The organism is Nesterenkonia sandarakina (genome assembly GCF_013410215.1).
In the GTDB taxonomy this organism is placed as follows: domain Bacteria; phylum Actinomycetota; class Actinomycetes; order Actinomycetales; family Micrococcaceae; genus Nesterenkonia; species Nesterenkonia sandarakina.
On record NZ_JACCFQ010000001.1, the window covers coordinates 768733 to 790436 of the forward strand.

At 63.5% G+C, this 21704-nt stretch carries 22 protein-coding genes; 12 read left to right on the forward strand and 10 right to left on the reverse strand.

From position 1 onward, the window contains the following. Positions 1-13 precede the first annotated feature (13 nt). Positions 14-916, reverse strand: coding sequence for a LysR family transcriptional regulator (locus tag HNR11_RS03655; protein WP_179441177.1), 903 nt, complete (start codon positions 914-916; stop codon positions 14-16). Positions 917-1000: 84 nt separating this feature from the next. Between HNR11_RS03655 and HNR11_RS03660 the strand changes: the two genes are divergently transcribed. Further along, a complete protein-coding gene (locus HNR11_RS03660) occupies positions 1001-1843 on the forward strand; it encodes a PhzF family phenazine biosynthesis protein (RefSeq protein WP_179441178.1) in 843 nt (280 codons plus the stop codon). 132 nt (positions 1844-1975) lie between these two features. Here the strand turns inward: HNR11_RS03660 and HNR11_RS03665 are convergent, their stop codons facing one another. After that, on the reverse strand, positions 1976-2437 hold the full coding sequence (locus HNR11_RS03665) for an Lrp/AsnC family transcriptional regulator (RefSeq protein ID WP_179441179.1): 462 nt from the start codon (positions 2435-2437) through the stop codon (positions 1976-1978). 94 nt (positions 2438-2531) lie between these two features. Here HNR11_RS03665 and HNR11_RS03670 point away from each other — a divergent pair, with 94 nt between their 5' ends. The 3 genes from HNR11_RS03670 to HNR11_RS03680 all read left to right on the forward strand — a co-directional run bounded on the left by HNR11_RS03670 (position 2532) and on the right by HNR11_RS03680 (position 4941). Continuing rightward, a complete protein-coding gene (locus HNR11_RS03670) occupies positions 2532-2951 on the forward strand; it encodes a rhodanese-like domain-containing protein (protein WP_179441180.1) in 420 nt (139 codons plus the stop codon). Positions 2952-3196: 245 nt separating this feature from the next. Next, positions 3197-3922 (forward strand): AAA family ATPase, encoded by a 726-nt coding sequence (locus HNR11_RS03675; RefSeq protein ID WP_179441181.1) that lies wholly within the window; start codon positions 3197-3199, stop codon positions 3920-3922. Positions 3923-4098: 176 nt separating this feature from the next. Further along, complete coding sequence (locus HNR11_RS03680) at positions 4099-4941, forward strand: SDR family NAD(P)-dependent oxidoreductase (protein WP_179441182.1); 843 nt, start codon at positions 4099-4101, stop codon at positions 4939-4941. Positions 4942-5087: 146 nt separating this feature from the next. Here HNR11_RS03680 and HNR11_RS03685 read toward each other — a convergent pair whose 3' ends face one another. Beyond that, positions 5088-6089: a LacI family DNA-binding transcriptional regulator gene (locus HNR11_RS03685; RefSeq protein ID WP_343050689.1), complete on the reverse strand. Its 1002-nt coding sequence runs from the start codon at positions 6087-6089 to the stop codon at positions 5088-5090. 175 nt (positions 6090-6264) lie between these two features. Between HNR11_RS03685 and HNR11_RS03690 the strand changes: the two genes are divergently transcribed. Together HNR11_RS03690 and HNR11_RS03695 are read left to right on the forward strand one after the other, a co-directional pair. After that, positions 6265-7185 carry a dihydrodipicolinate synthase family protein gene (locus HNR11_RS03690; RefSeq protein ID WP_179441184.1) on the forward strand — a complete coding sequence of 307 codons (921 nt, stop codon included), beginning with the start codon at positions 6265-6267 and terminating at the stop codon, positions 7183-7185. A gap of 98 nt (positions 7186-7283) precedes the next feature. Then, a complete protein-coding gene (locus HNR11_RS03695) occupies positions 7284-8453 on the forward strand; it encodes an Nramp family divalent metal transporter (RefSeq protein ID WP_218849643.1) in 1170 nt (389 codons plus the stop codon). 249 nt (positions 8454-8702) lie between these two features. Here HNR11_RS03695 and HNR11_RS03700 read toward each other — a convergent pair whose 3' ends face one another. Continuing rightward, positions 8703-9926: an MFS transporter gene (locus tag HNR11_RS03700; protein ID WP_179441186.1), complete on the reverse strand. Its 1224-nt coding sequence runs from the start codon at positions 9924-9926 to the stop codon at positions 8703-8705. A gap of 342 nt (positions 9927-10268) precedes the next feature. Beyond that, positions 10269-10613 carry a winged helix-turn-helix transcriptional regulator gene (locus tag HNR11_RS03705; protein ID WP_179441187.1) on the reverse strand — a complete coding sequence of 115 codons (345 nt, stop codon included), beginning with the start codon at positions 10611-10613 and terminating at the stop codon, positions 10269-10271. A 66-nt stretch (positions 10614-10679) separates the two neighbouring features. On the opposite strand from HNR11_RS03705, the gene HNR11_RS03710 reads away from it, so the two are divergent. From HNR11_RS03710 to HNR11_RS03725, 4 genes are all read left to right on the forward strand, one after another. Then, positions 10680-11483, forward strand: coding sequence for an NAD(P)H-dependent oxidoreductase (locus HNR11_RS03710; RefSeq protein WP_179442835.1), 804 nt, complete (start codon positions 10680-10682; stop codon positions 11481-11483). Beyond that, complete coding sequence (locus HNR11_RS03715; RefSeq protein WP_179441188.1) at positions 11476-12111, forward strand: LysE family transporter; 636 nt, start codon at positions 11476-11478, stop codon at positions 12109-12111. The genes HNR11_RS03710 and HNR11_RS03715 overlap by 8 nt, the downstream gene beginning before the upstream one ends. A gap of 896 nt (positions 12112-13007) precedes the next feature. Further along, the gene (locus HNR11_RS03720) at positions 13008-13334 is read left to right on the forward strand and encodes a nucleoside triphosphate pyrophosphohydrolase family protein (RefSeq protein WP_179441189.1); all 327 of its coding nucleotides are present in this window, start codon (positions 13008-13010) and stop codon (positions 13332-13334) included. A gap of 59 nt (positions 13335-13393) precedes the next feature. Further along, entirely contained in the window at positions 13394-14122 is a 729-nt protein-coding gene (locus HNR11_RS03725) for a class I SAM-dependent methyltransferase (RefSeq protein WP_179441190.1), read from the forward strand. Positions 14123-14132: 10 nt separating this feature from the next. Here HNR11_RS03725 and HNR11_RS03730 read toward each other — a convergent pair whose 3' ends face one another. After that, positions 14133-14297 (reverse strand): hypothetical protein, encoded by a 165-nt coding sequence (locus HNR11_RS03730; RefSeq protein ID WP_218849644.1) that lies wholly within the window; start codon positions 14295-14297, stop codon positions 14133-14135. Positions 14298-14523: 226 nt separating this feature from the next. On the opposite strand from HNR11_RS03730, the gene HNR11_RS03735 reads away from it, so the two are divergent. Continuing rightward, on the forward strand, positions 14524-15951 hold the full coding sequence (locus tag HNR11_RS03735) for a YfcC family protein (protein WP_218849645.1): 1428 nt from the start codon (positions 14524-14526) through the stop codon (positions 15949-15951). Here the strand turns inward: HNR11_RS03735 and HNR11_RS03740 are convergent. From HNR11_RS03740 to HNR11_RS03750, 3 genes are all read right to left on the reverse strand, one after another. Next, positions 15948-17696 carry an AarF/UbiB family protein gene (locus tag HNR11_RS03740; protein ID WP_179441191.1) on the reverse strand — a complete coding sequence of 583 codons (1749 nt, stop codon included), beginning with the start codon at positions 17694-17696 and terminating at the stop codon, positions 15948-15950. The genes HNR11_RS03735 and HNR11_RS03740 overlap by 4 nt on opposite strands. 52 nt (positions 17697-17748) lie before the next feature. Next, entirely contained in the window at positions 17749-18324 is a 576-nt protein-coding gene (locus HNR11_RS03745; protein WP_083504627.1) for a PadR family transcriptional regulator, read from the reverse strand. 92 nt (positions 18325-18416) lie between these two features. After that, the gene (locus HNR11_RS03750) at positions 18417-18995 is read right to left on the reverse strand and encodes a MarR family winged helix-turn-helix transcriptional regulator (protein WP_179441192.1); all 579 of its coding nucleotides are present in this window, start codon (positions 18993-18995) and stop codon (positions 18417-18419) included. A gap of 119 nt (positions 18996-19114) precedes the next feature. Here HNR11_RS03750 and HNR11_RS03755 point away from each other — a divergent pair, with 119 nt between their 5' ends. Next, on the forward strand, positions 19115-21373 hold the full coding sequence (locus tag HNR11_RS03755; RefSeq protein WP_179441193.1) for an MMPL family transporter: 2259 nt from the start codon (positions 19115-19117) through the stop codon (positions 21371-21373). On the opposite strand, the gene HNR11_RS03760 is transcribed toward HNR11_RS03755, so the two are convergent. Beyond that, the gene (locus tag HNR11_RS03760; protein WP_179441194.1) at positions 21340-21696 is read right to left on the reverse strand and encodes a hypothetical protein; all 357 of its coding nucleotides are present in this window, start codon (positions 21694-21696) and stop codon (positions 21340-21342) included. The two genes, HNR11_RS03755 and HNR11_RS03760, sit on opposite strands and share 34 nt — an antisense overlap. Between the last annotated feature and the right edge of the window lie 8 nt (positions 21697-21704).

A 21704-nucleotide genomic window follows, 5' to 3' on the forward strand; every position in this document is an offset into this window, starting at 1 on the left:
CTAGACCTCTGACTCACCCCAACCCGGCACTCGGTGCCTCTGCAGCGGCACTGGTGATGACCTCAGATACTTTCTGGACCGCACGGGACTGGGCTCGGCGCGGATCAATGACGAGTCGCACGGGATAGTCCGGACGAGGCAGTCCCGGTACACGTGCGATGCCTTCAGAACGAGCCATGCACGCCGCAACTGGGAGCACCGCAAGCCCCAGACCCGCTTCCACACACGCCCGAGCTGCCTCGATGCTGCCGAAGCGAGTCACCCGCGGGGCCCTCGGCAGTCCTTCTGAGAGATCCCGGAACAATGCATCCGAGTAGCCACAACCATCCTCGAGCAGATAGAAGACCTCTTCGGAGAGTTCTGACCACTCCACCGATTTCTGCTGCGTCAACGGGTGTCCCTGGGCAGCGAACACGGCTACTTTCTCATGGCCGATAACGTCTATATCCAGCCTGGAGGTGGGCGGCGCTTCCTCGACAATGAGGCCGATGTCGAGGCTGCGATCTGAGACCCCGGCTAGGGAAGCTCTCGTATCCGAGGGGACCAGATGCAAGTTGATACGCGGATGCTGCTTCCGAACCTCGGCAATCACGGAGGGGAGACGATACGCACAGATCGACTCGGGAGCCCCCACGACCACGTCACCCTGTGGCTCTGCCTCATGGCCGCGAACCGCTAGGGCCATTGAATGCTCGAGGTCCAGAAGCTGCTGGGCTTGCTCATGAATCCGTTTGGCAGCTTCCGTCAGGTGCGCCCCAGTCGGGGTGCGCTCAAACAGAGGCGCACCAAGCTCACGCTCCAACAGCTTCACACGGGCGGTGACCGTCGACTGCGCCAGGTGGAGCTCGTCAGCTGCGGCGGTGAAATTGTTCCACCGAGCCACGGAGAGGAAAGTCTTCAGCAACGATGTGTCCATACAACCAGGCTATCGACAGAACCGATGCAGCACATCAGAAACTATCGTTGGAATCGATTGACCGAATTGACCAGACTTGGCGTCATGGACGAAATCCTTCACTACACCGCCTTCACCTCCGACCCCTCTGGAGGCAACCCCGCCGGAGTTGTTCTCGATGCTCAGAATCTCTCCGACGAGGAGCGGCAAGACCTCGCGTCGCAGATCGGCTACTCTGAGACCGCCTTTCTGGAGTCCGGCCCAATCGCCGGTACGTACCGCGTACGCTTCTTCAGTCCACTTGCTGAGGTGGCCTTCTGCGGGCACGCCACGATCGCAACGGCCGTCGCACTAGCGCACCGATCCGGCGTCGCCGATGTTGTGTTCGAGACATTGGCAGGTCCCATCCCGGTCTCAACCCAGGCCGTCGATGGGGTTGTCCGTGCGACGCTGACCAGCACTGAGACCTGGAGTCGACCAGCTTCCGCCTGGCAGATCCAGTATGTGCTCGACGCACTGGGGTGGTCTGCCGAGGATCTCTCGACTGAGTTTCCACCCCACGAAGCTTTTGGCGGGGAAACCCACCTTGTTCTCGTCACCGCGTCTCGTCGACGGCTCACCGACGTCGAGTATGACTTCGACGCACTGAAGGCGATCATGCAAGACTACCGGTGGACCACGGTTCAACTGGTCTGGTTCGAGAACGAGCATCTGGCGCACTCCAGAAACCTGTTTCCTGTCGGCGGTGTGGTGGAGGATCCGGCAACTGGCGCTGCGGCCGCGGCCTTGGGAGGTTACCTACGCAGCCTCGGCCGCGTGCACGGCAGGTGCGAACTGACAATTCTGCAGGGCGAGGACATGGGCAGACCTAGCCGACTCGACGTCGTGGCTCACGCCGACTCCAAACGCGTCACTGTCGCCGGATCGGCGGTGCCGATAACGCATTAGAGGGCCTGCATTGTGAGACAGGACAGTCGCTCAGCGGGAACTCTCCCCTCGTTCCGATGCGCCCAGATTCGACGCCACGTTCCGCCCATCCCTGGTGAGTCGACCGAGAGCTCCGCCGGGGTTCGGCCTCACCTATGAGGCAGGGGTGATATGTCGGGAAGGGACGGGACTCGAGTAGACAACGCTGGTGGTGATTCCACCAAGGGTTGCGAGTCTACCGGTGATGCGTTCGAGGTCCCTCATGGACCGCGCGAGGACTTTGATGATGAAGCAGTCCGCACCCGTGACGTGATGGGCCTCGATGATCTCAGGCAGCGAGTCCACGAGATCGTGGAACGGCTTGTAGTTGCCTGTGGGGTAGGCCAAACGCGCGAAGGCAGTGACGTTGTATCCGAGGGCCTCGGGATCGACAGTGATCGAGTAGCCGGTGATGACCCCGGCATCGGTGAGACGACGCAAACGATCAGCCGTCGCGCTGGGGGACAGATTGATGGCGCGCGCGAGCTGCGCCACGCTCATCCGGCCGTCCTGTTGCAGGTTCCCGATGATGGCGTGATCGGTGTTGTCGAGATCTATCCGTGGATTCGAGGGCATACAGCAGAATGTACCGCTCAAAACGTTGCCGTAGGAGCAGACTGACAACGATCACATCTTCACGGAGAAACTGATCAGCGGATTCAATCGAGTCATGACATCTTCTATCTCCGCCACGGAATTCTTCGCCGCGAAACTCACCTATGAGATCGACCCCGCAGACCTCGCGGCCGCCCGGACCTCCGACTCCCCGCCCGTGGTCATCGACACCCGCTCAGCAGCAGCCTGGAGTCAGGGACGCATCCCCGGAGCGATCCACATCCCTAATGCCGAGCTGGACGCGCGGATCGCCGATGCCGTGCCTGATAAGAACGCCGCCGTCGTCGTCTATTGCTGGGGGCCTGGCTGCAACGGCAGCACCCGCGGCGCACTGATACTGACAACCCTGGGTTATACCAATGTGCGAGAGCTCATTGGTGGGTTCGAGTACTGGGCCCGCGAGGGACTGGCCACGGTCAGCGATGCTGGTCGGGGCCGACTCGCTCCGGACCCCCTGACCGCGCCTGCCTCATGACCTCGCATCAACCATCGGCGCGGCTGGCGCCTGGGGCTTCCGTGAACACGCTCACTCGGGCGCAGCGTGGACGACAACGGACCAAGCCCCTGCCTCCGACGCCCCGTAGCCCTGCGCGGTCACTGCGTTGACATCGTCTCAGCCTATGACACGGGGGCCTCGTCCACCCCAACCCTAGAACCTGCGCCCTGAGGGTGTTCCCCCTACCTGGCCCGATCCAAAGTTGTGGCTGGCACACTGGCCACATGGCCTTCGAACGGTTTCCCCTCCGAAGATTGAGCGAAGATCCCTCCAACACCCTGGACCGGAAGATGTGGCCAGCGACGTTGGCGCCTGTAGCCACGATCCTCGATCGTGGACTGGACCTCGGCATGGCGACCGTCCTGGTGGGCGAGAACGGGTCCGGCAAGTCCACCATCATCGAGGCAATCGCGTTGGCCTACGGACTCTCCCCGGAGGGCGGCTCAACCGGAGCCCAGCACCGAACACGTTCCACGGAGTCCGTACTCGCCGATCACCTCAAAGTGGTCCGCAACGCCGGCGCCACCCGACGCGGGTACTTTTTGAGAGCCGAAACGATGCACAGCTTCTTCAGCTACCTCGAATCACATCCCAGCACCAGCGGTCGGCCTGACCTTCCGTTCCACGAGATGTCCCATGGTGAATCGTTCCTCGAACTCGTCGGTGATCGATTTCGTGGATCAGGTCTGTGGCTCCTCGATGAGCCAGAATCAGCCCTGTCCTTCTCGGGCTGTCTAGCGTTACTCAGCGTCCTGAAAGACATTGTGGCCGCCGGGGATTCCCAGGTGATCCTCTCGACGCACTCGCCCCTCCTGGCCGCTCTGCCCAATGCTCAGATCCTCGAAGTAGGCAGCTGGGGCCTCCGCCCTCGGCAGTGGGCGGATCTTGACCTGGTCACGAGCTGGCAAGCGTTCCTCGACTCGCCCGAGCGCTACCTCAGGCACCTCTAACTGACAGCTGAATGGACGCCTCCGCACCGCATCTGGTGAAGCTCCGGCCCGTTCGTTGCTGACATCATCATGTTCATGATTGCCCTCGCGTCTGTGGTGCTTCACGCTCTCACCGTCTGACCCAGCGCGCCGCGCAGCCACTGCCATCAGAGATTCGTCCATCAAGGAGAGAGACCATGCTCGAGAAAACCATCATCCTCACAGGTGCCAGCGACGGAATCGGAGCTGCAGCTGCCCGCCAGCTGGTCGCAGATGGCCACACAGTCGCCCTTGTGGGGCGCTCGAAGCAGAAGACGGAAGCCTTGGCGCAGGAGCTCGACGCCGACTTCTTTCTCGCTGACTTCACGAGGTTCTCCGAAGTCAGGACACTGGCTGCGCGCCTGAAGGACGAATATCCCCGGATAGACGTTCTCGTCAACAACGCTGGCGGCATCTTCGGGGATCAGACCCGCACTGAAGATGGGTTCGAGAAGACGCTGCAGGTGAACCACCTGGCGCCGTTCCTGCTCACCAACCTCTTGATGAACACCCTTACGGCGAGCAACGCTTCGATCATCAACACCGCCAGCGTGGGCGCGCGCTTTTTCGGCAAGATCGACCTCGATAACCTCAATAACGAGCGGAGGTACTCCGCCAACAAGGCCTACGGCGACGCGAAGCTGGCCAATATCCTCTTCGCCAAGGAACTTCACCGCAGGTTTTCCCACCAGGGGATCTCCGCCGTCGCCTTCCACCCCGGAAACGTGATGACAAGTTTCGCCTCAGACACCACAAGCGTGCTGCGCTTCATCTACCAGACCCCCTTGGGTCGTATGACTGGTCTCATCAGCCCGGAGCAGGGCGCACTACCCCTGGTGTGGCTTGCTGAGGGCGAGTCGGGCAGGGAGTGGGTCTCGGGTGAGTATTACGAGAAGCAGAAGATCGCCAAGACCAACCCCCAAGCCGCAGACGCGCAACTGGCAGCCGGACTGTGGGACAAGAGCGCTGAGTTCGTAGGGCTCTCCACCCCAGCGCAGTAGGCGTCTGGTCGGGCAGGAGGCGTCTTGTCTGTTTTGGCGGTGCCCGTTAGCCGATCGGCGGATTCCCGCGGTGATTGCAACAGGTGAAGTGCCGACCATAGAAAGTCTGGCATGAAGTCTCCAATCCCTCGGGCAGGCCGACATACCTACCTGTAGCGCTGCGTAGTATCGCGGACGACGAGTTCAGGTTCTGAAACGCGGGTATGGGTATCGCCTGCACCAGCAACTTGTTCTCGCAGGAGCTCTAAACAATTGCGTGCAATCTCATCGAACGGGATCCGCACTGTACTGAGGGGGGCCGAAAGGTACCTTGCTAAGGGGATGTCGTTGTAGCCAACCACCGAGACATCCTGCGGGACGGATCGGCCGGCGCCCCTGAGTGCGGAAATCGCCCCGACTGCGAGGTTATCTGTAGCAGCGAAACATGCACTGAATGACGCTTGTCCCTCGAGAAGGTTCCCCATCTGATGCTCCGCTGACGCTGTAGTGAAGTCAGTCTCGCGCATCAGCGAGGCATCAACCTCGATCCCAGCCTCCTCATGGGCTTGGCAGTATCCGGCACGACGCCCCCGGGCGCTGGAGGCGAAACCGGGGCCATTTATCAAAGCGATCCTCCGGTGTCCCAGTTCGAGTAGATGCGAGGTCGCAAGATAGGCCCCCTGAACGTCGTCTCCCAGGGCAGCATCACTCAGACCCTCTGTACGGAGAGCACAGACGTGCGGAACCCCTAACTTGCGCAGCTTAGCTACCGTCGGATCCTCTGCCTGATCCGTAGTCAGGATGAGTCCGTCGACTCGCCGCTCGAGCAAGGTGTCGACCGCTTGCTCTACTGCCTGAATGCTGTTCTCCGAGGTAGCAACGATCGCGAGCTTGTGCTCCGCCTGGCAGGCTTTCGAGATCTCTTCATAGAGCACCGCCATCGTCGTGTCGGTCAACCGCGGAACTATCAACCCGATCGTGTTCGTCTCGCCACGGCGCATGCCTGACGCGAAGATGTTTCGCTGATAACCCAGCTCACTTGCGGCCTGACGGACCCTCTGTGCATGCGGTGACCCGGAGTTTCTGCGTCCGTCGAGAACTCTTGAGACGGTCGATTTACTCACGCCAGCAAGTTTCGCGACATCGAGGATCGTCGGTTGACTCACCACTTCCCTGCCCTGGGCTCCCTGTGACAACTCGCCGCACTTCCTTCTATTCAGTCTGCCTGGGTCCTACAAGAGATTCTGCGTCCGGGTGGCGCGATCTCATGATCTAGCTTACGCTGTGACGTGGGACACGTGGGAACGTTCCCACCACTCATATTTCGACATAGGAGAGATACCGATGGACGTCATGGATCTTCGAGGACTCAACCCCGCACCCGTCACCGTTTTCACCCAAGACGGCGGCGTCGACCATGAGGCGAACGCGAAACTGGCCAAATGGCTGGTCTCCGTCGAAGGAGTCAAAAGCCTGGTCTGCCTGGGCCACGCCGGCGAGGGCACGTTCCTGACCACCGAGGAACAGACCGCACTCATTGAGACTCTGGTCGAGGCTGTCGGCGACCAGGTGCCGATCATTGCCGGCATCACCGGTGAAGGAACAGAGGTTGCCGCCAAGGAAGCAAAAAGGGCAGCCGACGCAGGTGCGGTGGGTGCACTGGTGTACCCGTCTCATGGATGGCTCCGCTTCGGCTACCAGGCAGGAGCTCCTCAGGAGCGCTACCGCGCGATCCATGAAGAATCAGGGTTGCAGAGCATCCTCTTCCAGTACCCTGATGTCACCAAAGCCACGTACAACCTGGATACCCAGCTGGAGATCGCCTCCCAGCCAGGGGTAGTCGCCACCAAGAACGGTGTGCGCAACATGAAGCGTTGGGACACCGAGATCCCAGTGCTGCGTCGCGAGCACCCGGATCTGCAGATCCTGACGTGCCACGATGAGTACCTCCTCCACACCATGTTCGACGTCGATGGCGCACTCGTCGGATACGGCGGGCTGGCCCCGGAACCGCTCGTCGACTTCATCCAGGCCGGCAAGCGTGGCGACTACGCGGCAGCCCGCGCCATCCATGACCGGTTGCTGCCGCTGACCAAGGTGGTCTATCACCGCGGATCACACATGGAGGGGACCGTCGCGCTGAAGCTTGGCCTCGTGGAACGGGGAATCATCCCGACCGCAACAGTCCGGTCACCTCTGATCGATCTTCCGGATGAGGCACGTATCGCCATTCGAGAAGCGCTCCAGGCGGCTGAACTGGCATGAGTGCGACCCATGAGAGGAAGTCCCAGTCGCGCGGCCTGGGCCCACCTGAGGGATCCAGGCCGGGATGGGGCAGAAGACTCGTTACCGGACTGGCCATCATGGGGCCGGCCTTCATCGCGGGTGCGTGGCAGTTCGGGCCCGGCGCCCTGACCACCGCAGTCCAAGCAGGAAACCGCTACGGCTACGTACTGCTGTGGGTTATCGTCCTGTCCACCGTGCTGGCCATCATGTTCACCGACATGAGCGTCCGAATCGGCCTGAGAAGCGGCAAATCGGTTATCCAGACAGCGAAAGACGCATACGGTTCAGCCGTGGGGGCTGCTTCAGGTCTCGGGGTCTTCCTCATCACGCTGATCTTCTCCGTGGGTAACGCCGTCGGCACCGGCATAGGACTCAGCGCACTGTTCGGCGGACCCGCGATCATGTGGACGATCATTGCCTCCCTGGCCGTGGCTTTCGTGGTCTTCGCGAAGAACGTCTATCGGATCATCGAGCGAATGCTTATCGCCATGGTGGCGGTGATGGCCATCGGTTTCGTGGTCAGCGCTCTCATGACATCCCCGGAGTGGGGTTCAGTGGCGACCGGGATCGTGATACCCACCATCCCTGCCGGAGGAGAACTCCTGGTCGTGGCGCTGGTTGGGACGAACTTCTCGATCAATGCCGCCTTCTACGTGAGCTACGCGATTCGTGAGCGCCAGATGAAAGAGCAGCAGTACCGAACGATCACCCTGCGTGACACGATTCCAGGGATCGCCGCACCGGGCATCATGGCGGTCTTCGTCATAGTTGCAGCTGTTGCCACGAGTGAACGAGGTCTCGAGTCCAATACACTCCAGGAACTGGGCGTAGCACTCGAGCCCGTGGCGGGACCTGTCGCGTCCACTCTGTTCTCTCTGGGATTCTTCGCCGCTGCATTCTCCTCTATGACAGCCAACGCAGTGGCCAGCGGCACGGTACTCTCCGACGCTCTGGGACGTGGTCACAAGTTAGAGACCAAGAGCGTGAAGGGATTCATTCTGATCCCCCTGGTGTTCGGCGCTACCGTCATGATCGTTGCCGGGGGTAATCCCATACAGCTGATCGTTTCCGCCCAAGCACTGATCGTGCTGGTGGCACCGTTCGTGGGGATCATCCTGGTGTTGCTCTCTAGCAGGCGCACGCTCATGGGAAAACTCGTCAACGGACCAATCAGGAAATCTATCGGGGTCATCGGCATATTGATCCTTCTAGCGATGAGCTTCCAGCTCGTACTGTCCTGGTTCTGATAGAAACCACGCGAACCCGATGCGGGTGTGCCTAGGGAATCTCCTGAGCACACCCGCATCGCTCTGTGCCGAGGAATCATTCCGGTCAACGTCGACCGGTTCTCTCACCAATGTCGGTGCACGCAAGCCGATGGTCTAGCGGGCACTGAGGAACCCAGCGCGCATAGCTGGGACCATCAGAGGCCATGGGCGCTGACCAATCAACGCGGCGAGGTCTCACCGCGCCAGCTCTGTACTGGTAGCTCATGGTCAGTGGTTCGGTGACCGTCTCGCGATCGCCACCGCGACCATTACCGCGCTACCCAACAGGATCAGTGACAGCAAGAACATCGCCGTGGAGTACCCGAGATGTGAACCCGCCATCCAGCCCACCAGCGCAGGACCGCCTGCACGGCCCACAGCGATCGCCACAGCCTGGACACCCATGAGTGCCCCGAAACGCGGACCGGTAAACCAGTCGCTCATGATCACGGCGCGCAGCGGCATGAAGGCACCGAATAGCAGGCCGAAGATGATGAAGTGCCCATGGAGTTCCCAGGCTTCGGTCCCGCGTACCGCCATCCATACAGAGGGCATGATCAGTGCCGTGCTGATCAACCACAGTTTCGCCGGGTCAAACCTGTTCGCCAGAACCGGGAGCAAGAACCTCGCCGGAAGACTGAGCAATCCAACAGCCGCGGCCCACCAGGCCACCATCGTGGGATCAAAACCACTGTCTTCGAATCGCGCGATGCGGTGGACGTTGAACGCTTCCAGGACTGCCATCGTCAGCAGCACGCCCAGAGTCAGCGGGATGAACCCCGTGGGGAATCTTTTCAGAGACTTTGACTTGCGGGGCGTGATGGCTTCCTCCCCGCCGGCACTAGGGGCAGGTGGGTGAACACGCAAGGACCATCCCGCCACCGCGAGACTCACCACGAGAACGACTGCGCCCAGCACGATTGCGGTGGCCCGCCATCCAAGTTCCTCCGCGAGGTAAGTGGTGGTGGGTATGAAGATGGGTCCGGCCAGCCCGGTGATCAGTGTCAGAGTGCCAGCGGCCTTGTTCCTGGCTGTCCTGTCGAACCATTGTTGGATCCCGATGAAGGCTGGTTCGAAGAGCACCATAGCGCTGCCCGGACCGATCAACGCCCACCAGCAGCCGAGCACCTGCCACGGCGTCTGGCTCAGCGCGAACCCGATGAAACCCAGGGCCACCAGAGTGCCTCCGAGCGCAGTGATACCGCGGATTCCATGACGGTCCCCGTAGCGACCTACCGGTACGGCGAAGATCGCGCCGGTGAGGACGGACCCGGAGAACGCCGTAGACAAAAGAGCGACGGAGAACTCTGCGCCGGCCGCGGTTGAGGTGATCAACACGGAGGTGCCGAAGAGAATAGCGCCAAAGCTGACCCCGACGCTCAGAGCTAGCGGGTAGATCAGTCGACCAAAGTGCGGCGCTGGGTTGGTCTGAGGTGGCGGAGTCTGGGACATGTGGTGAAACCTTCTGGTGGGTGGGCATCGTGAGATGCCGACACCATTCCTGCAGGTTTCTATCCCTTGAGATCAATTCCGCTTTTGAGCGGGCTACCGCGGCGCTTGAACCAGACTCGACGCCCGTAGTGCGTCGACGGAACCCTAGCCGCCAGTGTTGGTCGGTGACCCAAGCATACAGAAGCCCCTAGTGCCTTCCTGCCGAGAGATTGTGGCCTCGCCGCTCGGTGGACTGTCCGGGTCGTTCACAAACCGATCCTTTTGCGTGCCTATATTCGCGCGGGGTATTCGTGCAGCAGCTACATCGTCGGCGTCGATATGCTCGCACGATGTTTGGAGGATTCACCACCGAGATGATGGCGGTGAATCAACGAACGCTGTGCCCCACTCATTCATCAACGCCACCAGCGGTGCTAACGACAATCCCCATTCGGTAAGCGAGTACTCGACCTTCGGGGGCACCTGCTCGAACACCTTGCGTGTCACGATGCCGTCTTGCTCCAGCTCACGCAGCTGACGAGTCAACGTCTTGGTATTCGCCGTCGGTACCCGGCGCCCCAGCTCCCCGAAACGGTGGGTCCCTTCCAGCAGGTACTTCACCAACGTCAGTTTCCACGCCCCACCGAGCACCGAGACCGCCACCTCGACCGGGCACACCTGCATCGCTCGCTCCACCGGTACACGCATGCGAACCTCCTGGCGACAAAAATGACAGTACTACCCAAGTATCGCCTGACACGTGACGATAGGTCTATGACCGAAAAGCACACCGTTCTCTGGGTGAGTGCTCACCCAGAGCCTCAGTCCTTGACACATCAGCTCCGCCGCGACGGCATCGCTCACCTTCGCGCGCAAGACCACAAAGTCCTGGAGTCTGATCTCTACGCCATGGGGTGGGACCCTGTCCTCCGGTCCTCGGATGCTCACCTCTCAGAGGGTCAGCGGTTCCGGGTCTCCGCCAATGTCCGGCAGGCCTACCTCGAGGACGCACTACCCCCAGAGCTCCGCACGGAGCACGAGAAAATCCTGCAGGCCGAAACGATCGTCATTCAGTTCCCGCTGTGGTGGTACGGCATGCCGGCCATCCTCAAAGGATGGTTCGACCGCCTGTTCGTCAGCGGCTTCGCCTTCGGCAAAGACCCCGACACCGGAAAGCGACTGCGCTACGAAAAGGGCCCCTTCAGCGATAAAAGAGCGCTGGTCCTCACCACACTGGGCGACCGTCCGGCTTCGATCGGCCCCAGGGGCAAGAGCGGTGAGATCACCGAGCTGCTCCACGGCGTCCTGCACGGCACGTTCGCCTACACCGGGATGAACGTCCTGACCCCATGGGCTCTACCCAGCGCGGACTTTACCGAAGACTACGACCAGGTGCGTCAGAACCTGCTGACCAAGTTGGACCAGCTGCCCACCGAACCACCGATCCCTTACCGTCCCCAGTTCACCGGCCAGTACACCGACGAATGGGAACTGGTCCCAGACATCGCCCCAGGCAAGTCCGGGCTCTCCATCCACATCGATAACACTGATCCTTCTTCGGCGGTGCGGGGTGGTTGATGTCGCAGTCCTGCCGGCGTTTATCGCCGTCATCTTGCTGTTCTTAATCCCTCCGGGGCCCGATATGGCTTTCATGGTGGCCGTGGGTCTCGAGCGAGGTCGACGGGCTGCCGTCACGGCGATCCTCGGCATCGGGACCGGGATGAGTCTCTACGCCGCGGGAGCCGTCGCTGGGATAGGACAACTAGCCCAAGCGCACCCGTTGCTCTTCGACCTGGTGAAGCTACTCGGCGCCGGTTACCTGATCTGGTTGGGAATCGGAACTCTTCGTAGCGCCCGTCGGGCCACAACTGATCATGACGTCAGCGTCACGGCACGGCCCTACGTGCGGGGTCTGTTGATCAGCCTCACGAACCCGAAGATCATCCTCTTCTTCGTCGCTGTGCTGCCCCAGTTCCTAGGAGAGGCCCAGAACACAGGGCTCCAGCTAGCGATGTTGGGAGCGGTCAACGTCATGATGGAAGTCGTCCTGTACGGCGCTATTGGATTGCTGGCCGGGACCTTCAACGCACGCTTCGCGAGCTCTGGAAAGGGAAGAGCGGTGCTGAGCTATATGGCCGGTGCCGTATACCTAGTGCTTGCTGGTGTTGCCGTTGCTGACGTTGTGAGCGCAGGGTTCTTTCCATGAACCCCAAACCCGTCGAAAACGACACAACGACCGGTAGAGCATCCCTCTGCGTGCGATGACCCCGTTGTACACGATGGCGGCTAGCCCATTGAGCTTGGCGGAGAGAAGGACCCCTACCTTCCGGGCCCCTCGGTATCTAAGGCGCCCATGGTCCGCCAGCCGTGCTCGATTCAGGGACGCTCTGCTTACACGCGGCTGAGTCTGTCGCCAATGAGATCCGGAATCGCAGGGTCAATTTTGATGGTTGCTCTGAACAGCATCACCATAGGCTCGTACCCCTGGAGGAAACAATGAAAGTTCAGACGACCTAAAGATATGACCTCATCTTTGGACAAATCCCCTGACCCAGCTATCAACTTGGACACTGCGGCCTTCGAGTCGCTAGCCATGATGAGAAGGACAGCCTCTCCTGGCGCGAGTTCAGGGTCTGCCGTGTGCCACTGCCGATGTGGCTCCCCAGGAGCTGGCACTACTGAAATCTTCCGCTCGTGATCCATAGCTCCTAACTGTAGGCCCGCCTTCAACCACGTGCACTTGTCTTTGAACCCTTAGGTTGCAAGGCATCGGCCACTCGACCTAACAGTCGCGAGGTTTGCACACTTCGCCGTCTCAGATAAGAAGCACGAGCGAAACGTCACCGCCAAGCTCAGCCTCACGGACCACGATCACGCAGTTGGGTCGCTTTACTCCAACACGGTCAGATGCTGTGCCCGTAAGCCGGTCGACAACCGGGCGCGATTCCTCGGACCGGAAACGGCGGGCCCGCCCCATCATTGGGATGCCCGTTTACCCCGCCCGATGAAGATGCCCGCCCCGGTGCCTTATCTGACACATGGATCGCCTCTCCAGCAGCCCGTTGCAAGCCGCATTCGCTGCGAGTGCGTAGCATCGGCCAGATGCATCTCAATGACATCGCCCAACGCATCGAGAACCTCTCGGTCCAGTACGCCCAGGTGTACGGGATCAACCGCTCTGCCGAATGGGCGCTCCTCAAGCTCACCGAAGAGCTCGGGGAACTCACCCAGGCCCACCTCACGGCGACGGGACAGAGCAGAGATCGTGATCTCAGCGCCGAGGAGCGGCAGAATGTAGTGGCTCGCGAGCTTGGAGATGTCCTGGGGATGTGCCTGGTCTACGCGAAACAACTCGGAATCGACCCAGAGACGGCGATTGCTGAGAAGTGGTTCCCCTACGAGAAAACGCCAAAAATCTCGGCCAAGTAGCGCGACACCCCGACGTCGCCACTCCCCAGGCTTATGGGCCAGCAGATAACGTTCACTCGATGACAGCGATTCACGCCTCAGACCTCTACGACGCGGTCAATCAGTGGAGCCCCAGCGATGACTTCTTCTTGGAGTTCCTCACCAAGACACCCCGCCCCCACGCCCTCGACCTGGGATGCGGCACCGGCGAAATCACCCTCGCGGCGGCAGAGGCGGGCTGCGAGATGGTGGGCATCGACCCCGACCTGCCCTCGCTCCAGGCGGCTGAGGCGAAGCCCGGCGCCCACCGGGTCCGGTGGATAGAAGGCACCTCGTCTGCGATTCCTGCCGGAACCAGCTTCAACGCCGCAATCATGTCCTCGAACGTCGTCCAGGCCATCCTTGACGACGCCGAACTCGCCACGTCCTTCCACGACATCGCCTCCCACCTGAAGCCCGGGGGCCGCCTGGCCTTCGACACCCGAGACCCCGACGCCCGCGGCTGGGAAGCCTGGACCAAGGAACGTTCACACCGCCTGGTCAGCCTCCCCGAGGGCGAGGCTCAGCACTGGTACCAGACCACGCAGGTCGAGGAGGAGACCGGACTCGTGGATTTCCGCGCGCACGAGATCGCAGAAGATGGCACCGAATCGGTGCAGCCCTCGCGAATACGCTTCCGGTCACAGGACCAGATCCGCAGCATGCTCATCGAAGCGGGGCTGGCCGTAGAGGACGTGTTCGGTGGATTCCGCTCGGAACCAGTGGGGCGAGGAGTAGGTGCATTGGTGTTCATCGCTCAGCGCCCCTAGGGTCACGCCCCTAGCTGGAGAGGTCCTTGCAGTACCGCGCCACCGGCCACCTCTGGAAGCCGGCCGCCTCGGAGGTGCGCCCTGACGGTTCATGTCCGGGGTCATCGCCGGTTCCGACCAGCACCATGCGCATGCCGGCTTTCCGGCCCCGCTGGAAGGCATGCTCCATGAGCATCCGAGCGATCCCCCGCCCATGTGCTGCGGATCCACTGCCAGCACGTAGACCTCACCTATGCTGTCCTCCGGATGAAGGCGGGTGCAGACCCAACCCACCACGGTGGAACCCTCCACCGCCTACCCAGCTACTCACCACTCCACCGCAGAGGCACCCCCGGCTCGGCGAAAACCGTGTTCACCCCCACGTGACACGAGTGAAACATTCGTTTCGTACGGTGTGAAACATGGTTGCTACCCAGTCGCAGGAGACCACCGCCAAGCGCGGTTTCCAGATGCCGCATATCTACGTGATCCTCTTCGTGCTCTCCGCGCTGGCCGCACTGACCACGTACCTCATCCCGGCCAACGAGTTCCAGCGGGTCGAGGGACCTGACGGCAGGGAGGTCATCGACCCAGACTCCTATGGGCCCGTGGAGGCGAGCCCGACGTCGTTCCTGGAGTTCATCACCGCTATCCCCCGCGGCCTGGTCGACGCCGGTGAGGTGGTGTTCTTCACCTTCATCATCGGTGGGGTCTTCATGGTCATCCGGCGCACCGGCATCATCGAGAACGCCCTGGACCGGCTGCTGCGGGCCTTCGCCAACCGCCGGCTGCTGCTGATCCCGGTGCTGATCACCCTGTTCGCGGCCCTGGCCTCTCTGATCGGCACCCAGGAACTGGCCCTGGTCTACATCCCGGTGCTCATCCCGGTCATCATCGCCTTGGGCTATGACTCCATGGTGGCAGTGGCGATCGCGCTGGTGGGCACCACCGCGGGCTTCACCTCCGGGGTGCTCAATCCGATCAACACCGGGCTGGCCCAGCAGATCGCCGGGGTCGAGACCTTCTCCGGGGCGGGACTGCGCGGGGCGCTCTTCCTGGTGATGATCACGCTGGGCTCCTACTGGGTCATCCGCTACGCCCGCCGCATCGAGAAGGACCCCGCGAAGAGCCTGGTCTACGGCGAGGACGCGGAGGCAGAGAAGCAGCGCCTCTACTCCTCCGGGGCCGAGGGAGAGGCCAAGCGGATGACCCGCCGGCAGAAGATTTCGCTGCTGCTCTCCGCCCCGGTCCTGGGGGTCACGATCTGGGGCGTCTCCTCCCAGGGCTGGTTCATGATCGAGATGGCCGGGATGTTCGTCCTGCTGATGCTGATCATCGGCTTGGTCAGCGGGCTGACCCCGTCCACGATCTCCAGCTCCTTCTCCGAGGGCATGCGCAGCGTGCTCGAGGGCGCCATCATCGTAGGCGTCGCGCGCTCCGTGGCGGTGGTCCTGGAAGATGGACAGATCCTGGACACCATCGTGTACTCACTCGGCAACGCGGTCAGCGGGATGCCGGGGGAACTTGCCGCCGTCGGCATGTTCGCGGTGCAGACCGGCTTCAACTTCGTGGTGCCCTCCGGCTCCGGCCAGGCGGTGGTCACCATGCCGATCATGGCTCCGCTCGCGGACCTCCTGGAGGTCACCAGGCAGACCGCCGTGCTGGCGTTCCAGCTCGGCGATGGGCTGACCAACATCCTCTACCCGACCTCCGGGTACTTCATGGCGGCCCTGGCCATCGGCGGGGTCCGGTGGGAGAAGTGGCTGAAGTTCTACCTGCCGCTCTTCGGGCTCTGGGTCGCCGTGGCACTGGCGTTCCTGGTCTTCGCCCAGATGACCGGCTGGAGCTAACGGCCGGGTGCCGGGCGCCTGCCACCCCGCGAGGGTAACACCGCATGCAGCAGCGGAACCAGAGAGATCCCCATCAGCACCGGCCCGAACAGGCTGTCCTGGGATTCCAGCAGCGCGCCGGTGACCAGCAGTCCGGTGAACAGCACCGCTGAGATCAGCCTCCTGCCGACCCGCTCCAAGGCCGTGGTGCGCCGATCCAGCTCCGGGGTGCGCACCGCGATCCGGCCATCTTCCAACCTCTCGATGACGTCGGAGATCCGGCCTGGCAGCCGCGCAGCGGTCAGCGCGGTGTTGAACACCTGCCGGGCGGCGTCCTGCACCGCGGGCCGACCCTGGTCCCGGATCAGCTGCTCGGCGTAGGGCTCGATGGCGTCCCAGAGGTTGAATCGTGGGTCCAGGGTGCTGCAGACCCCGGAGATCAGCGAGACGGTGCGCAGCATCAGCAGGAAGTTCTCGGGCAGCTGGAACGGCAGCGAGCGGACCAGCTCGCCGAACTCATTGGCGAAGTCCCGGAACTCCCGCGGGTCGACCTCCTTGAGCTCGGCGAAGCCCATCCCGCCGAAGCGGGCGAAGAGCTGGGTCATGGCGCGTTCCAGCTCGGCGGTGTCCGCCGAGGGCAGCAGCACCCCGACCTCTTGGATCGCGTCGACCAGGCCCTTGCCGTCTCGCGAGGCCGCGGCGATGAACACCCGGCGCAGCCCGTCGCGCAGGGTGTCCGGGATCTCGCCCATCATCCCGAAGTCGATGAAGGTCAGGTGCCAGGGAAGCGGCTGCCCCTCCCCGGGAAGCCCCTCGGCTGCTGGTCCGGCCGCCGGGGGCGCGGCTGGCGCCGTCGTCGTCGTGACGAAGATGTTCCCGGGATGCGGGTCGGCGTGGAAGAACCCGTGCACGAAGATCTGATCGAACATCACGTTTGCGAACTGGGTGGCGACGGCGGTGGGGTCGATTCCCAGTGACCTCAGCCGCTCCACGTCATTGATCTTGATCGCGCTGACATCCTCCAAGGTGAGGACCCGCCGCGTGGTGCGTTCCCACATCACCTCCGGGACCGAGACGCGCGGGTCCTGGGAGAAGTTCCCCGCGAAACGTTCCGCATTGGCCGCCTCGTGGAGGTAGTCGATCTCCTCCAGGCTGGTCGCAGCGAACTCTTCGACCAGCGCCGGGGCGTCCACCCGGTTGCTCACCAGTCGGATCCGCGAGAGCCAGCGACCCACCCGGCGCAGCGCGGCCAGGTCGACGTCGACGATCTCACCGATCCCAGGACGCTGGATCTTCACGACGGCGGCGCCGAATCCTGCCAGCTCAGCGTCCTGCGCGGTGGGCGTGGCCTGGTGCGCCTGACCCAGGGAGGCGGCAGCCAGCGGGGCACCGTCCACGGCGGAGAACACCTCATCCAGCGGCGCTCCCAGTTCCCGCTCGGCGGCGGCCTGGATCTCGGCGAAGTCCACAGGACTGACCTCGTCCTGCAGCCCCTCCAGCTCCTTGGTGATCTCCGGCGGCAACACGTCTAACCGGGAAGACATGAACTGGCCGACCTTGATCATCAGCCCGCCCAGATCGACCGCAAGCTTGTGGAAGCGCTGCGCGAGCCGCCGCATGCGCCGGGATCGCCCCGCGCCGGCCAGCCGAGACAGACCGATGCGCGGCAGGAACAGCTCGAACCACCACACCTGCACCAGGTGGAGCGCGGCGAACCGCAGAATGCGGCGGTAGCGTGAGCGCAGCGTCTTGGCAGTGGGGCTCACTCGACGTCCCGGACGCCGCGACCGCGCTGGTCACCTGGTGCAAGCACGCAGTTCAGTCCTGGGCGAGGATGGCGTAGAGCTTGCGGCGCACCGCGTCGATCTCCTTCTCCGCCTGGTGGATCTGCTCCGGAGTCCCCGAGCGGCCCACCTGCGCGGCGGCCTGCGCGAGCTCCATCCCAGCCTTGGACAGGGTGCGCACCGCGTGGCCGCGATTCTCCGCGCCCTGCCATTGCGCCGGCCACTGATCTGCGGCGGCTGCGGCTTCGCGCCCCTCATCGGTCAGCGAGTAGGTCTTGCGTCCACCCTCGGCCTCGGCGTGGATGAGTCCTTCATCGGCGAGCAGCTGCAGGGTCGGGTAGACCGAGCCGGGACTGGGCTTCCAGGCCCCTGCGCTGCGCTGCTCGATCTCGTGGATGATCTGGTACCCATGCATCGGGCGTTCCGCGAGCAGCACGAGAACCGCTGCACGGACATCACCTCGGCTCGCGCGCGGAGCGGATTTGTCCTTGAACGCCCCCCGCAGCTGATCCAGCGCGTCCCACAGGTCAGCCGGTGGGCCTCCTGGAGCTGGCCGGCGGTCCCCGAAGAACCCCCGGGCATGCGAGTCGCCTGTAAATGATCCAGTCATGACAGCCTCCTAAGCGCCGCACCCAGGGTGGGCCCGGTACAGGCTAACGATATATCGCCCGGCGCTGGGGCGTGAAGATGTGACGCCAGACCTCACGCGTGGTCACCCTTGGCCCAGGCGACGTCCTCCAGGGAGAGCTGCCGGGTCATGTCCTGGAGGAAGCCGATGATCACCTCGCGCTCCGAGACGCTCAGCGCCGCGGCAGAGTGGAAACGCTTGGCCTGTTGCCGCCCGACGGTCTCCATCGCCGCGTCGGCTGTGCCTGGCGTGACCCGGACGGCGAAGGCGCGCCGGTCGGCCTGGTTGACCTCGCGCGTGACGTGACCGCCCTGTTCCAGGCGATTCAGCAGCTTCGTGGTGGACGCCGCCGAGATCTCCAGATGGGCGGCGAGCATCCCTGGGGTCACCGTGGTTCCGCGATTATGCGCCACGATCAGGTAGTGGATGGCGCGCATGTCCAGCTGACTCAGCTTCATGTACCGCTGGGAGGCCTCGGAGAGATGCTCCTCGGCCGTCCGGAGCTCGGAGAGCGCCCGCATGAGTCGACCGATCTGCACGAGGTCCTCGGGGGACATCTCGGATCGATCCACGAGGCGCTGCCGCGGGTCGGTGGCATCGACCTCATACAGGCGCTCCGATATGGGATCCGAACCGATCTCTCCTGCTGCCATGGTGACCACCTTACGACGCGGCGACGACCCTCTCGACGTTTATTATCTTCCGGTGTACTTTATCCTCAGGGACAGCATATAGTTCCGTCAAGGAATTCGTCTCGTCAGGGGAGAAGAACATGTCGCACACCGCCACGGACACCCGCAGGTCACCGCATCGAGGCGCGGGCACCCCGCGCGGTGAGCGCCCCACCCGAAGCAGCGTTCCCCGGTGGCTGCGGGTCTTCCTGCCCGCGGCCCTGATCCTGCTCTGGCTCACCGGCACCGCCATCGGCGGCCCCTACTTCGGCCGGGTCGCTGAGGTCTCCTCCAACGATCAGACGACGTACCTCCCGGAGTCCGCAGACGCCACCGCGGTGCAGGAGCTGTTGGGTGAGTTCAATGACTCCGACACCATTCCCGCCGTCGTCGTCGCCACCTCGGACTCGGAGCTCAGCGAATCGCAGCTGACCGCGATCGAGGACGCGGTCGCCCAGCTGCCCGAGATCTCCGGGGTCCAGGATGACCTCTCCCCGGTCATCACCTCGGAGGACGGACTCGCGGTCCAGGCGTTCGTGCCGATCGGATCCGAGGAGGAACTCGGCGCCATCGTCGAGGAGATCTCGGAGACGCTGCGCGCAGACCTTCCCGACCTCGAGGTCTTCGTGACCGGTCCGGCCGGGTTCACCGCGGACCTCGCCGCCGGCTTCGAGGGCATCGACGGCCTGCTCCTGGCAGTCTCCCTGGCCGCGGTCTTCCTGATCCTGATCGTGGTGTACCGGTCGCTGCTGCTGCCGCTGGCCGTGCTGGCCACCAGTGTCTTCGCACTCACGGTCTCGCTGTTGACCGTCTGGTGGCTGGCGTATGCAGACATCCTGCTGCTCAGCGGACAGACCCAGGGCATCCTGTTCATCCTGGTGATCGGCGCGGCCACCGACTACTCGCTGCTCTACGTGGCGCGCTACCGGGAGGCGCTGCGGGTCCACCAGGACAAGTGGACCGCCTCCTGGAAGGGCCTGCGCGGATCCTTCGAACCGATCCTGGCCTCGGGAGGCACCGTCATCGCGGGCCTGCTGTGCCTGCTGCTGAGCGACCTGAAGTCGAACAGCACCCTGGGTCCGGTCGCCTCGATCGGCATCCTCTTCGCCATGGCCTCGGCACTGACCTTCCTCCCCGCGATCCTGTTCATCCTTGGGCGTGCAGCCTTCTGGCCCCGCCGCCCCCGGTTTGAGCCCGAGGTCGTCGCCGCTGAGGACGGGATCCCCAGCCGCGGCATCTGGGCACGGACCGGGCGCGTTGTGGAACGACGGCCGCGCCGGATCTGGATCGCCACGACCCTGGTGCTGTTCCTGGGCGCCGTGGGTGTCACGCAGCTCGACGCGCAGGGGGTGCCGCAGTCGGAGCTGGTGCTGGGCGAGTCCCAGGCGCGCGACGGCCAGGTCGCCCTGGGCGAGCACTTCCCCGGAGGGTCGGGCAGTCCTGCCTACGTGGTCACCGAGGAGGGCTCGCTGCAGAGCACCGCTGATGTCCTGCTGGAGAACAGCGGGGTCGACGGGGTCACCGTGGTGACCGACGACGACGCCGGCTCCGCCCCGGTGGACTCAGACGGGGTCAGCGCCTTCGGCCCTCCCGGGACGCCTGCCCCCGAGCCTCTCGTGATCGACGGCTCGATCATGCTCCAGGCCACCCTGACCGAGGCAGCGGATTCCGCCGCCGCACAGGACACCGTCCGCGAGCTGCGGGACAGCTATGCAGACGCAGACTCCGAAGTGCTGGTGGGCGGGGTGACCGCCACCGCGATCGACACCAACGACGCCGCGATCGATGATCGAAACCTGATCATCCCGCTGGTGCTGGTCGTCATCCTGCTCATCCTGATGATGCTGCTGCGCTCGGTCCTCGCCCCGGTGCTGCTGGTGCTCACGACCGTGCTGTCCTTCGCCACGGCGCTCGGGGTCTCAGCACTGGTGTTCAACGGGGTCTTCGAGTTCCCGGGAGCCGATCCGACCGTGCCGCTCTACGGCTTCGTGTTCCTCGTGGCACTGGGCATCGATTACAACATCTTCCTGATGACCCGGGTGCGGGAAGAGTCGCTGAGCCACGGGACGCGCCGCGGGGTCATCCGTGGACTGACCGTCACGGGAGGGGTGATCACCTCGGCCGGGATCGTGCTCGCTGCAACCTTCGCGGCGCTCTCGGTGATCCCGATCCTGTTCCTGGTGCAGATCGCGTTCATCGTGGCCTTCGGCGTCCTGCTGGACACCTTCCTGGTGCGAGCGCTGCTGGTGCCCGCCCTGGTGCACGACATCGGACCAGCGGTCTGGTGGCCGTCCAAGCTCGCGAAGGGTGACCGGGGAGGCTCCGATCAGAGGCTCAGATCTGGCACTGCGGGGAACTGATCCCACGCATCCTCCCCATGCGGAGCCAGTTCCAGGTAGCTGAGCCGGTCATCGTCGATGAACAACAACAGTGACGCCTCCGGGTGCTCGGCGCTCAGCACGACGCTCCTGCCACCTTTCGATGTCCGACCGCGCCCATCCTCCAGTTCGATCGACGGGCAGGCGTCACACACGCAGCCCGGGCCCGCCAAGGTGGCAGGGATGGACCGGCGCCATCGTGCGCGCGCGGCGGCGGGCACAGGTTGGTCACCTCCCGGGGGAAGGGCGTTCTCGATCATGAATCTCAGCACGTCTCGCTCGCGCTCGGTGAGAGGTCGTCCCATGTCCGGAT